The sequence below is a fragment of the Arthrobacter sp. efr-133-TYG-104 genome (assembly GCF_030208915.1).
GTDB lineage: Bacteria > Actinomycetota > Actinomycetes > Actinomycetales > Micrococcaceae > Arthrobacter.
This window is the reverse complement of record NZ_JARVTA010000017.1, coordinates 1-12,036: the sequence shown is the minus strand read 5'-3', so window position 1 is coordinate 12,036 and position 12,036 is coordinate 1. Positions and strand designations below refer to the sequence as shown.

Annotated in this window: 12 protein-coding genes and 2 tRNA genes; 7 read left to right on the top strand and 7 right to left on the bottom strand. The window is 62.0% G+C overall.

The features are described from left to right. Window positions 1–7 precede the first annotated feature (7 nt). A tRNA-Pro gene (locus QRN04_RS13090) sits at window positions 8–82 on the bottom strand. Window positions 83–228: 146 nt separating this feature from the next. Here QRN04_RS13090 and QRN04_RS13085 point away from each other — a divergent pair. Next, window positions 229–302, top strand: a tRNA-Gly gene (locus tag QRN04_RS13085). A gap of 79 nt (window positions 303–381) precedes the next feature. Here QRN04_RS13085 and QRN04_RS13080 read toward each other — a convergent pair. The 3 genes from QRN04_RS13080 to QRN04_RS13070 all read right to left on the bottom strand — a co-directional run bounded on the left by QRN04_RS13080 (window position 382) and on the right by QRN04_RS13070 (window position 2,856). Then, on the bottom strand, window positions 382–1,278 hold the full coding sequence (locus QRN04_RS13080) for an Fpg/Nei family DNA glycosylase (RefSeq protein ID WP_284976461.1): 897 nt from the start codon (window positions 1,276–1,278) through the stop codon (window positions 382–384). Then, complete coding sequence (locus tag QRN04_RS13075; protein ID WP_284976460.1) at window positions 1,278–1,760, bottom strand: ribose-5-phosphate isomerase; 483 nt, start codon at window positions 1,758–1,760, stop codon at window positions 1,278–1,280. Before QRN04_RS13075 ends, QRN04_RS13080 begins: the two co-directional genes overlap by 1 nt. Window positions 1,761–1,863: 103 nt before the next feature. Then, complete coding sequence (locus QRN04_RS13070) at window positions 1,864–2,856, bottom strand: hypothetical protein (RefSeq protein ID WP_284976459.1); 993 nt, start codon at window positions 2,854–2,856, stop codon at window positions 1,864–1,866. A 125-nt stretch (window positions 2,857–2,981) separates the two neighbouring features. On the opposite strand from QRN04_RS13070, the gene pepN reads away from it, so the two are divergent. The 4 genes from pepN to QRN04_RS13050 all read left to right on the top strand — a co-directional run bounded on the left by pepN (window position 2,982) and on the right by QRN04_RS13050 (window position 7,404). Further along, window positions 2,982–5,543 carry an aminopeptidase N gene (pepN, locus tag QRN04_RS13065; RefSeq protein WP_284976458.1) on the top strand — a complete coding sequence of 854 codons (2,562 nt, stop codon included), beginning with the start codon at window positions 2,982–2,984 and terminating at the stop codon, window positions 5,541–5,543. A 55-nt stretch (window positions 5,544–5,598) separates the two neighbouring features. Then, window positions 5,599–6,075 (top strand): OsmC family protein, encoded by a 477-nt coding sequence (locus QRN04_RS13060; RefSeq protein WP_284976457.1) that lies wholly within the window; start codon window positions 5,599–5,601, stop codon window positions 6,073–6,075. A gap of 137 nt (window positions 6,076–6,212) precedes the next feature. Continuing rightward, a complete protein-coding gene (locus tag QRN04_RS13055) occupies window positions 6,213–6,923 on the top strand; it encodes a mechanosensitive ion channel family protein (protein ID WP_284976456.1) in 711 nt (236 codons plus the stop codon). Beyond that, window positions 6,916–7,404, top strand: coding sequence for a globin (locus QRN04_RS13050; RefSeq protein WP_284976455.1), 489 nt, complete (start codon window positions 6,916–6,918; stop codon window positions 7,402–7,404). The genes QRN04_RS13055 and QRN04_RS13050 overlap by 8 nt, the downstream gene beginning before the upstream one ends. Before the next feature lie 10 nt (window positions 7,405–7,414). On the opposite strand, the gene QRN04_RS13045 is transcribed toward QRN04_RS13050, so the two are convergent. Next, on the bottom strand, window positions 7,415–8,092 hold the full coding sequence (locus QRN04_RS13045) for a DUF8185 domain-containing protein (RefSeq protein WP_284976454.1): 678 nt from the start codon (window positions 8,090–8,092) through the stop codon (window positions 7,415–7,417). 63 nt (window positions 8,093–8,155) lie between these two features. On the opposite strand from QRN04_RS13045, the gene QRN04_RS13040 reads away from it, so the two are divergent. Next, complete coding sequence (locus QRN04_RS13040; RefSeq protein ID WP_284976453.1) at window positions 8,156–9,061, top strand: acyl-CoA thioesterase; 906 nt, start codon at window positions 8,156–8,158, stop codon at window positions 9,059–9,061. A gap of 88 nt (window positions 9,062–9,149) precedes the next feature. On the opposite strand, the gene ettA is transcribed toward QRN04_RS13040, so the two are convergent. Both ettA and QRN04_RS13030 read right to left on the bottom strand, forming a co-directional pair. Further along, window positions 9,150–10,832 (bottom strand): energy-dependent translational throttle protein EttA, encoded by a 1,683-nt coding sequence (ettA, locus tag QRN04_RS13035; RefSeq protein WP_284976452.1) that lies wholly within the window; start codon window positions 10,830–10,832, stop codon window positions 9,150–9,152. Between the two features lie 56 nt (window positions 10,833–10,888). After that, complete coding sequence (locus QRN04_RS13030) at window positions 10,889–11,374, bottom strand: DUF6993 domain-containing protein (protein ID WP_284976451.1); 486 nt, start codon at window positions 11,372–11,374, stop codon at window positions 10,889–10,891. 109 nt (window positions 11,375–11,483) lie between these two features. On the opposite strand from QRN04_RS13030, the gene QRN04_RS13025 reads away from it, so the two are divergent. Next, window positions 11,484–11,924: an SRPBCC family protein gene (locus QRN04_RS13025; RefSeq protein WP_284976450.1), complete on the top strand. Its 441-nt coding sequence runs from the start codon at window positions 11,484–11,486 to the stop codon at window positions 11,922–11,924. Window positions 11,925–12,036 lie beyond the last annotated feature (112 nt).

The following is a 12,036-nucleotide window of genomic DNA, read 5'->3' as shown; positions in this document are numbered from 1 at the left end:
CACAGAGTCGGGGTGACAGGATTTGAACCTGCGACTTCCTGCTCCCAAAGCAGGCGCTCTAGCCAAGCTGAGCTACACCCCGAATGCACAGGACAGTCTACGGGCAAGCAAGCCAGGAATGCACATTTGACACTGCCGCCGGAATTAGGTTTAGTTGTACCCGGCTTCAACAGCCGCCGGGAAGTTGCCTTGGAGTCAGGAAGTTAGCTGACCAAGTCAAGTCATCCTGGGGACGTAGCTTAATGGTAAAGCCTCAGTCTTCCAAACTGATTACGCGGGTTCGATTCCCGTCGTCCCCTCCACCAACGCCCCGATCCACGGATCGGGGCGTTTCTGCGTTACTGGCACACTCCCTTTCCCGGCACGCTCCCGCTGCGGGGCTCAGCTACTTTGGCAGCCCGGGCACCAGTACAACTTGCGACCAGCCATCTCAGCCAGGCCCACCGCTGTCCCGCACGTCCGGCAGGGCAGTCCGTTTCGCTTGTACACGTAGTGGGCATCGGCGTCGGGGGCCACCTCGGTGCCAGCGGGCCACAAAGCTCTCGGCGTCGTCACAATCCGGCCGGAGCGCACGCCGTCGGACATGACCGCCACGGCGTCGTCCCAGAGGCGCCCGGCCACGGCGGCGGCAACTTTGTTGCCGGGAAGGTGCGGATCAACACCCTGCCGGAAGAGGACTTCGGCCCGGTAAATATTTCCGACGCCGGCCAGCACCGACTGGTCCATCAACAGCATCGCCACTGCAGTCTTGCGCCGACGCAGCCGCCGAATGAATTCCTCACGGTCCCCGGGCTTGTTGTGCAGTGGGTCGGGCCCGAGGCGTCCCAGAACCGTTGCAGCCTCAGCTGCGGTAATGACAGCGCACGTAGTGGCTCCACGGAGATCGGCCCACCCGTGCGCCGAGACCAGCCGGACGCGAACGGCTCCCACGGGGGCGGGTGGGCCGCTGTATCCCTTCCCGTCCTCGCTGGTAGCCTTGCCGGTTTCCCGTTCGCCTACCCGTCGCGGTGCGCCAATACTGGAGGCTCCAGTGAACGAATCGTCGCCGCCGAAGCTCCATGCCCCGTAAAGGCCCAGGTGGACGTGGAGGTAGAGGCCATGGTCAAACCGTAGGAAGAGCTGCTTTCCGTGCGCCAGCGCTTCCACCAGGGTGTGTCCGGTGAGTAGATGCGCACCGGCGGCAAACCGTCCTTGCGGACTGGATACGTCCAACTGCTGGCCGCCAAAAACATCTTGGAATTGACGTGCCAAGCGATGGATTGAGTGACCTTCGGGCACTACTGGACGATCTCGCCCGTGGCCTCGTAGGTGGCGATCTTTCCGATCCTGCGCACGTGGCGCTCGTCGTTGCTGAAGGGTTCCTCCAGGAACGCTTCAATCAACCCGGTTGCTTCCTCGACCGAATGCTGGCGGCCGCCCACGGCCACCACGTTGGCGTCGTTGTGTTCGCGGGCCAGCTTGGCCGTGGACATGTTCCAGACCAAGGCAGCGCGAACTCCCTTGACCTTGTTGGCCGCAATCTGTTCGCCATTGCCGGAGCCACCCAGGACGATGCCGAGGGCGTGCATTCCCGCCTGCTGGTCCGCGACGACGGCCGTAGCGGCATTGATACAGAACGACGGGTAATCGTCCAAGGCGTCGTACACCTTGGGCCCATGGTCAACGACGTCATATCCCTTGCCCGTGAGGTGGCTGACAAGGTGGGCGCTCAGTTCCATGCCGGCGTGGTCCGTAGCGATGTGGACGCGAGGTGTAGTCACAGCTGTTCCGTTCTTTGTGGCCCGTCTCAGTGGCGCAGGTACGGCACCCGGCCGGGTGCGGCGATCAGGGATTCGCTACCTAGGTTACCGCTCCCCACGGTGGTTAGGCCTGCCCTCCGTGCTGGGCCCTACTCGCGGCGCGATTGAGGATCCCCGCGACCTTATCCGCTGCGTCCTGGGTGCCGGCGCTCAGAGCCACGCGGCGCCCGTTCCTCTCGTTGACGACGACGGCGGGCCCGCTGCTGACGAGCATGGCGGTGCTGTCTTCGTGGTGCCGCAAACCCCAGCCTCCAAAATCGGCGGCCTTCACATCGGCGGCCGCTGCTGCCGATATTTCGCCAGCCGGTACCCGCAGGACGCGAAGAACGCCAGCGGCAAACACCTGCAAACCGTCCCGGTCGGCCCGAACCCGTGCGAAAAGGAAACTGGCAGCCACCAACGCGGCAGCTGCCACCAAGGCCCCGAGCCATGGAATCACTACGGCAATCAACGCAGCCGGGAACCCGGCGGACACGATGATCATGACGAAAACCGAACTCCTTGCGTGGACCCACATCCTGAGGCTGTCCCTGGCGAGGTCGGGGTCAGCCAGCAGGCGCAGCTCGCCCTGCAGTGCGGCGTCGTCCTCGGCCGTCCAGCGGGGGTCTGGCTTGAACGCGAACATCATCACCACACCAAGCGACAAAGCAGCGCCACTGCCCATGGCCAGCACGATGGGGTCAACATGCGAAAGGCGTGCGTTTCCAACGCCCGATTGACCAACGAGCCCGGCGGCAAGGACCGTCGTCATGAAGAGGCTGACCATGAGGCCGATGCCCATCATGATTCGCCGCATCACCACAGGCCTGGCGAGAGGAACAGCCTGGATAAACGTCACCCAACCGAAGAGCGCAATAAGCCCCGAGCCTCCGGCGACGTACGCGCCGAAAGGCGCAAAGGAACTGCCGCCGTCGGCATTCCACATGACAGCTACGGGATCAGGGAGGTTGTTGCGCAGCATCTGCGAGCAGAATGCAAAGCCGATGGCGAGCAGCATCGGAAAGATCAACGCGAACCGAAGAGCGCGGAGATCGAGAGTTTCCCGGAACGTTCCCATGCTCCAACGCTACTCCGTGGACCCGACACTTTGGCGGGCTTCCTTGCCATCCAGCCCAGAAGTGAAAGACTGTCTTCACACCACACGGCCATCCACCGGCCGGTCAGCATATCCGGAGGAATCACTTGCCAGGCCTGAACCTAACGCGCACAGAAGCTGCGACCCGTGCCGCATTGCTCAACGTCGAGTCGTACAACGTCACATTGGACCTGACCAAGGGCCCTGAAGTTTTCGGTTCCACCACCGTCGTGAAGTTCTCCGCGGTTCCGGGATCCACGACATTCATAGATGCCATCACCCATGCCGTGCACAGCGTCACCCTGAACGGGAGCTCCTTGGACCCGGCGGAGGTGTCCGACGGCGTTCGGATCCAGCTCCCCGACCTTGCAGCCGCGAATGAACTCGTGGTCGTAGCCGACGCTCCGTATATGAACACCGGCGAGGGCCTCCACCGCTTCGTGGATCCCGTCGATGGCGAGGCCTACCTTTACACCCAGTTCGAAGTCCCGGATTCACGACGCATGTTCGCTGTGTTCGAGCAGCCTGACCTTAAGGCGAGCTTCACGTTCACCGTCACGGCTCCCTCGTATTGGGATGTCGTTTCCAACTCCCCCACGCCGGTACCTACGGAAATAGAGCCGACCGAAGATGGCAGCGCACGTTCAGTGTGGAAATTCGCTCCGACTCCAAGGCTGTCCTCCTATGTGACGGCACTGATCGCAGGCCCGTACCAGTCCGTGCGCTCCGAGGTCACGAGTTCGGACGGGCGAGTTATTCCCCTCGGACTGTTCGCCCGCAAGTCACTCATGCAGTATTTGGACGCGGAGAACATCTTTGAGTTGACCCGGCAGGGATTTGAGTTTTTCGAGGGACAGTTCGGCCACCCTTATCCGTTCGAAAAATACGATCAGCTCTTTGTCCCCGAATTCAACGCCGGTGCCATGGAGAATGCCGGCGCGGTGACCATCCTGGAAGGCTACGTCTTCCGCGGCAAAGTCACCGGAGCCCAGGTGGAACGGCGAGCCATCACCGTTCTTCACGAGCTGGCGCACATGTGGTTCGGGGACCTCGTCACCATGCGTTGGTGGAACGACCTGTGGCTCAACGAGTCCTTTGCCGAATACATGTCCCACTTGGCCGCAGTGGAGAACACCGGGTTCAAGAGCGCTTGGACCACCTTTGCCTCCGTGGAGAAGTCCTGGGCCTACCGGCAGGATCAGTTGCCCACTACGCACCCGATTTTTGCCGAGATCAATGACCTTGCGGACGTAGAGGTCAACTTCGACGGCATCACCTATGCCAAGGGCGCCTCCGTGCTGCGTCAGCTGGTGGCGTGGGTCGGCCAGGAACAATTCATGACCGGCGTCCGGTCGTACTTCGCCAAACATGCCTGGACCAATACGGAACTGGCCGATCTGATGGTGGAGCTTGAGGCAGCAAGCGGCCGGGACTTGGATGGCTGGGGCAGGTTGTGGCTGGAAACTGCCGGGGTGAACACTTTGGCCCCCGCGGTTGCTGTCGATGACTCCGGCGCCATCACCGACTTCGCGATCCTCCAGACCGCGATTGATGCACAGCCCACGCTCCGCCCCCATCGCTTGGCTGTCGGCTTCTACACACTCTCGGCCCATGGAAAGCTGGAGCGTACCCACCGTGAGGAGCTCGACGTCGATGGGCCCCGCACCGAAGTGCCGGCGCTGGTGGGCTTGAACCGTCCGGACCTCGTCTTGATCAACGACGACGACCTCGCCTATGCCAAAGTCCGGCTGGACGAACACTCACTGGCCACGGCGAAGTCCCATCTCAAGGACTTCGCCGAGAGCCTCCCGCGCACCCTGGTCTGGGGTTCGGCCTGGGATGCTGCCCGCGACGGTGAAACCCCCGCGCGGGGCTATGTGGATCTGATTCTGGCCAACATTGCCCACGAAACAGACTCGTCCGTGATCCTGGTCCAACTCCGCCAACTCGCCACCACGTTGACCTACTACGTCGCCGCCGAGCACAAGCTGGACACCACCATCAAGGCTGCGGACAAACTATGGAACCTGGCACAGGCGGTGGAAGCCGGCTCCGACGCCCAGTTGCAATTCGCCAAGTCCTATGCGCAGCTCGCGCGCAGTGAAGGGCAGTTGGACCGCATCCAGGCCCTTCTCGACGGGACGGACGCCCTTGAAGGACTCACCGTGGACCAGGACATGCGGTGGGAGCTGTTGACCGCCCTCGTGGCGGGCGGGCGCCAAGGCCAGGATCGCATCGATCAGGAACTTGCCCGGGACAACACCTCCAACGGTCAGAACGCAGCGGCGCAAGCCACAGCCGCCATCCCGACGCGGGAAGCCAAGGCCGCCGCGTGGGAGTCGATTGTGGTCAAGGGAGAGCTCTCCAATGCCCTGCAGGCCTCGGCCGTGGCAGGATTCATGCGCGTGCCAGACACAACCCTCCTGGAGCCGTACGCGGAAAAGTACTTCGAGGCCGTGCCCGGAATCGTCAAGGAACGTACACATGCCTTGGCCCAGCAGATCGTCGTCGGGCTCTATCCGGCCCAACTCACCACCCAGGCAACCGTGGACCGGACAGATGAATTCCTGGCAGGGTTGCCGGAAGACAGTGCTGCACTTCGGCGCATGATGCTGGAAAACCGCGACGCCGTTGCCCGCGCCCTCCGCGCCCGGGCGGCCGACCACTGAGCAGGCCCCTTCCATGTCCGTGCGGGCAGTCACTGGCCACGGCTAAACTGTCCGCATGGGCCTGAACGAACACCACTACGCCGTGACCGTGCGCTGGACGGGCAACTTGGGCGAAGGCACTGCCAGCTATCGCGGCTATTCCCGCGACCACGACGTCCACATTCCCGGGCTGCCGGTCCTACAAGGCTCCGCCGACCCCACATTCCACGGCGATCGCTCCCGCTACAACCCTGAACAATTGCTTCTTGCCGCCCTCTCGCAGTGCCACATGCTGTCTTTCCTTCACGTCGCCGTCAAGCATGGAGTGGTGGTGACCGGCTACGAGGACAACGCGGAGGGCCTGATGATCCTCAACCGCGATGGCAGCGGGCAGTTCCAGAGCGTGACGTTGAAACCCTCCGTCACCATCGACAATCCCGAACACACAGAACTCCTGGCCCAACTCCACCACGAAGCCAACCAAGTGTGCTTCATCGCGCGCAGCGTCAACTTCCCGGTGCACCACGAGCCAACAACGACGACGGCGGCTTAGCACCCGGCCTGGCTGCTTTTCGAGTCCTGTCCAACCCGCTGAGGGAACGCGAGGTGGCTCCACGGCGATAGTGTTGAACGTGGAAACAGTGTTCCGCACCCGGCGAACACGGGCCGACGACAAGGAGACATTCCACCTTGACCTCACTCCCCCTTGCAGGGAACCTTGCACCGGAAAGCATAGATGTGGTGTCAATCCTCATCACGGTGGGCATTGGCCTGGTCGTGTGGATCGTGGCACGCTTCATCATCATTAGGATCACCAGGCGCGTATCTGCCGGTACCACCTTTTTCAAGAAGCCGCACTTCAAATGGGTTCAGCCGGCCATTCGCGCCTTGGACCATGAACGGCGCTCACAACGCGCGGAAACCATCGGTTCGTTGCTGACAAGCCTTGTCAGCGTCATCGTTGTGGTGATCGTCATCATCTACGTGCTCAAATTCATGAACGTGGATGTCGCGCCCCTCCTGACCAGCGTGGGAATCCTGGGCGTTGCCATCGGTTTCGGCGCGCAGCAGTTGATCCGGGACTTCCTCGCAGGCATCTTCATCACCATCGAGGATCAATACGGCATCGGCGACGTGATCGTTACCAGCGAAGTGGTTGGCACCGTTGAATCCGTGGGACTGCGGATCACCCGCGTCCGCGCCGAGGACGGAGCCATCTGGTACCTCCGAAACGGCGAAATCCTGCGCGTGGGCAACCGCTCCCAAGGTAACTACGTGCCTATCGATGCGCCGGATGCCAGCGACGATCCGGACGCGCACGCCGCCTCCATGGCACCTGCTGACGCCGCGTCACCCGCTACGCCGCGTCCGGCAAAAGTTGAGGAGAAATCGAATGAGTAACACCAGCCCAGATCCGTCACCGGCGCCGGAAGCAGGTCCACGACGCCAACTGATGCAGAACGATCCCTTCAGCCAGCCGACGTACACGGACAGTTTCTATGCTGCGGTTGGCGGGCACGAAACCTTCGTCAAACTCATCGATGTCTTCTATGACGGAGTAGCAACCGATCCGATCCTCCGGCCCATGTATCCGGAGGAGGACCTGGGCCCGGCCAAGCGGCGATTCCTGATGTTCCTCGAGCAGTACTGGGGTGGTCCCACCACCTACGGGGAGGAACGTGGCCACCCCCGCCTGCGCATGCGCCACATGCCGTTCCAGGTGACCCCCGAAGCGAAGGACCGGTGGCTGCACCACATGCGGACCGCCGTCGACTCTTTGAACCTGCCGCCCTTGCATGAGGGAACGCTGTGGGACTACATGGAGCGCGCGGCGCTCACCATGATCAACAGCCCATCCGCCGAGGCACCGCCGAGCCTGTAAGACCACACCACTACGGGTGTAAGCCGAGCCCTAAACCGGCACCCGTGCGTATCAACACATGGCCGCGCGGACCGCTGAGGCGGAACCAACGGCCATGACGGTAGAGGTGCTGCTCGCCGTCGGCAAGGAAACCCAACGCGAAAGCAGCGAAAGCAGCGCCGGCGGGCAGCCCATCCACCCCGGGCATCTCACGGCCCCAGATAGCAGCTCGTGCAGTGTTCACGACGGCGGCACCTGCGGTTTGCGGGACCAAGCGGGCTACCTCGGCGATGCCGGCCTCCGCTGCCGCCGTCAACTCGGCGTCGGTCAACGCCTCGTATGATTCCCAGCCGCTACGGGGGGCTCCGACGCCGGCCCATGACTCGGAAACGGTCGACGGCGGTATGGGCAACTCAACGTCCCCGGCGCCGGCACGGGCCAGCCGGTCCATGACGGAACCCAGAGTCACTGTTACATCGACCGCTGCAGGCTCACTGAGGGCCATGGTCCTTAGTCCGAGGACCGTCGGGGTGGACTCGCCCAAAATCCTCGGCTTCAGGACGCACACGTAAGCGGCAAGGACGTGGCCGGACGCCTGCAGGCGAATAGCGCCGTCGTCAATGCTCTTTGCCCTGGTGACGAATGTTCTCAGGTCAGCGAGGTCGCGGGGATCGGCGAAACGGAGGGACTGGGTCAGGACGTCTGTCACATCCTCGACTCTACCGGCATGTCCGCGGTTGAGAGGGGTCGGGGCGGAGTCTAGAGTCGAACCATGACTGAGACGAGCACAGGCCTCACGGCGGAGGCGCCGGCCGAGGATCCCATGGAAGTGTTGCTTGATTTGCTGGACCTTGGCGACTTCGACGGTGCCAGGACCAATGAGGATATCTTTCTTGGACCGTCCCAGAAGCAACCGCGGCACCGGGTCTTCGGCGGCCAGGTCTTGGCGCAATCGATGATCGCCGGCATGCGCACCGTGGAGCCGGACAGGATCGCGCATTCAATGCACGGATATTTCCTGCGCCCGGGAGATGCGAACCAGCCCATCACGTTCGGTGTAGAGCGGCTACGAGACGGCCGTTCGTTCTCCGCGAGGCGGGTTCATGCCTACCAAAACGGTGTGCCGATCCTTTCCATGATCGCCTCGTTCCAGGTGGAGGACACCGGTTTGGACCACCAAGCAACCATGCCCGAAGGAATCCCCGATCCGGAGTCGCTGCCCAGCGCGGCGGAACTGTTGTCCGAATTCGACCATCCCTTGGCGCGGCATATGTCCTACGAACGGCCATTTGATGTCCGCCACGTCGATCCGGCCCTTTACGTTTCTTCCCCCACGGAGCACGTGCCCACCAACGCGGTCTGGATGAAGACCATAGGCCCGTTGCCGGATGATCCAAACCTGCACCGCGCTGCCTTGGCGTACGCCAGCGACTACACCTTGCTTGAGCCGATCCTCCGGAAGCACGGTTTGCCGTGGGTAACGCCGGGCATGAGCGTCGCCAGCCTGGATCACGCTATGTGGTGGCACCGTCCGGTCCGGGTCGATGAGTGGATGCTGTATGTCCAGGAGTCCCCCAGCGCACAGGGCGCCCGCGGGCTTGCCACAGGCCGCATCTTCAACCGCGAGGGCCTGCACGTAGCCACGGTCGCCCAAGAGGGCATGGTCCGGATTCCGTAGTTCCCTCCGCAACGCAAAATGGCCGGCCCCTTGGAAGGGACCGGCCATTTTCGTGCCCTCCGGACTGTAGCTCCGGCGGCGTCGAAACTTAGTCGCGCGTCAGGCGGCGGTGCGTTACACGGTGCGGTTTCGCGGCGTCCGGGCCGAGCCGCTCCACCTTGTTTTCCTCGTAGGAATCGAAGTTGCCCTCGAACCAGTACCACTTGGCCGGGTTCTCATCGTTGCCTTCATAGGCCAAGATGTGGGTTGCCACCCGGTCAAGGAACCAACGATCGTGCGAGACCACTACTGCACAGCCGGGGAATTCAAGGAGCGCATTTTCCAGGCTGCTGAGAGTTTCGACGTCGAGGTCGTTAGTGGGTTCGTCAAGGAGGAGAAGGTTTCCACCCTGCTTGAGCGTCAAGGCCAAGTTCAGGCGGTTACGCTCACCGCCGGACAGGACCCCGGCCTTTTTCTGCTGGTCCGGGCCCTTGAACCCGAACGCAGAGACGTAGGCACGCGATGGCATCTCCACTTGGCCCACCTGAATGTGGTCAAGCCCATCCGAAACGACTTCCCAGAGGCTCTTGTTCGGGTCGATGCCGCCACGGGACTGGTCGACGTAGGAGATCTTGACCGAATCACCGATCTTGAGGTCGCCGCCGTCGAGGGTTTCCATTCCAACGATGGTCTTGAACAACGTGGACTTACCAACACCGTTGGGGCCGATCACGCCCACGATGCCGTTACGGGGCAGCGAGAAGGAAAGGTTCTCGATCAGGACACGATCGTCAAAGCCCTTCTTCAAGTCCTTGGCTTCGATAACCAGGGAGCCAAGGCGCGGTCCCGGCGGAATCTGGATCTCTTCGAAGTCCAGTTTGCGCGTGCGCTCCGCTTCAGCAGCCATTTCCTCATAGCGGGCCAAACGGGCCTTGGACTTGGTCTGGCGCCCCTTGGCGTTGGACCGAACCCACTCGAGCTCTTCGGTGAGGCGCTTGGAGAGCTTCGCGTCCTTCTTGCCCTGGACTTCCAGACGGGCTTTCTTCTTCTCCAGATATGTGGAGTAGTTGCCCTCGTAAGGGTAGAGGTGTCCACGGTCCACTTCTGCAATCCACTCGGCAACGTGGTCCAGGAAGTAACGGTCGTGGGTCACGGCGAGGACGGCGCCGGGGTAGCTCGAAAGGTGCTGCTCGAGCCAGAGCACACTCTCTGCGTCCAAGTGGTTAGTGGGTTCGTCGAGAAGCAGAAGGTCAGGCTTCTGCAAAAGCAGCTTGCATAGCGCAACGCGGCGGCGTTCACCACCGGAGAGAACCGTCACGTCGGCATCGGCCGGCGGGCAACGCAAAGCGTCCATTGCCTGCTCCAGTTGGGAATCCAAGTCCCATGCGTCAGCGGTATCAATGGCTTCCTGGAGTTTGCCCATCTCATCGAGGAGCGTGTCATAGTCGGCGTCCGGGTTGGCCATTTCTTCTGAGATCTCGTTGAAGCGTTGGATCTTGCCGTAGATCTCGCCAACGCCTTCCTGAACGTTGCCAAGGACTGTCTTTTCCTCGTTCAGCGGCGGTTCCTGCAGGAGGATGCCCACGGTGTATCCGGGGCTCAGGCGGGCCTCTCCGTTGGAAGGGGTGTCCAAGCCGGCCATGATCTTCAAGATGGTGGATTTACCGGCACCGTTAGGACCCACCACGCCAATCTTCGCGCCGGGATAGAACGACATGCTGACATCGTCCAGAATAAGTTTGTCGCCAACGGCTTTGCGGGCCTTGGTCATCGTGTAAATAAATTCCGCCATGCCCTTAAATCTAATGGCTTGGAGGACAGATCTCACATTCGGGCGTTATGCCCTGGTCAGCGAGAGTCTCCTACAAAACACTTTCCTGTGGTCAGCACGGGCAGCACCGAGACCGCTACCCCGCCATCCCGAATCTGTCCCATCACGCAGCTCGCGCCGGTCAGCGCCGCAGCTTCCATCGCGTCAACGTCCAAACCAGTGGGTGTTCGGCTTACCGAGACTTCCACGTTGGCAGCGGGAATACCGGCCGCCACCAGGGCGGCGCGCAATGCTTCCTGATCTGGTTTAGGGTTGCGGGCGAGGATCCCTTTCAACGTGCTCTCCATGAGTGACTCAGAGGCAGCCACGGCAGGGTCAAGGCTCGGCGTAGGAGTGGAATCCGGGCCCACGGAGGAGACCTGCGGACCAGCAGGGGGCGTGGCAGCGCAGGACGTTGAGGAGAACACCACAGCAATCATTACGCTGGCTGCTGCCGTGAGGGCGCCCGCCCTGGGCTTTCGCCTGCTGTTGCTTTGCTCCCGGGGAATTCGCGTGCTTATCACGTAGCCATTGTGCCATTCACTCACGGCGTTGACCGGCGTACCGTTTCGCTCAGGACGATCCCAACAGATGCACGAACGTTCCACACCAGCAGAAAGGGAAAGCGCCGCGATGAATGGACACGCCGCCGATGCCGTAGTTTCCGTGACCATAGGTGCCAGGCGCGGGGAAGTGTGGCAAGCCCTGACTGATCCCCACATCATCAGGCAATATTTCTTGGGGACCACTGTCACCAGCACCTGGCGAGTGGGTGAACCCATCACGTACTCCGGTGAGTACAACGGGACCTCGTACCGGGATAAAGGCACCATCCTGGCGTTTGAGCCTCCGGAACTGCTCAAGACCACGCACTTCAGCCCGTCTACCGGGCTCGCCGACGTGCCGGAGAACTATCACACGGTGGAATACCGGCTGGCCGAAAGTGCCGATGGGACAGTTATCACTATCACGCAGGGCAACAACACGACAGATAACGAAGTCGAGCAGTCCTCGGGGACATGGCGTCTCGTGCTGCAAAACCTCAAGGAATTGCTCGAATCGGGCCAGTCCTAGGTGCCTCTGACAACAAATCACCCCCGGTCCGTAGACCGGGGGTATTTGGTGCCCCAGGAGGTGTGTAGTTTCACGACATAGTTCACACGTGAGTCGGGACATCGTTCTCAGG

Coding starts and splice junctions, on each gene's coding strand:
- ettA (WP_284976452.1), bottom strand. CDS start 10,832: ATGGCGGAATTTATTTACACGATGACCAAGGCCCGCAAAGCCGTTGGC.
- QRN04_RS13050 (WP_284976455.1), top strand. CDS start 6,916: ATGAGTAACACCAGCCCAGATCCGTCACCGGCGCCGGAAGCAGGTCCA.
- QRN04_RS13060 (WP_284976457.1), top strand. CDS start 5,599: ATGGGCCTGAACGAACACCACTACGCCGTGACCGTGCGCTGGACGGGC.
- QRN04_RS13040 (WP_284976453.1), top strand. CDS start 8,156: ATGACTGAGACGAGCACAGGCCTCACGGCGGAGGCGCCGGCCGAGGAT.
- QRN04_RS13070 (WP_284976459.1), bottom strand. CDS start 2,856: ATGGGAACGTTCCGGGAAACTCTCGATCTCCGCGCTCTTCGGTTCGCG.
- QRN04_RS13025 (WP_284976450.1), top strand. CDS start 11,484: ATGAATGGACACGCCGCCGATGCCGTAGTTTCCGTGACCATAGGTGCC.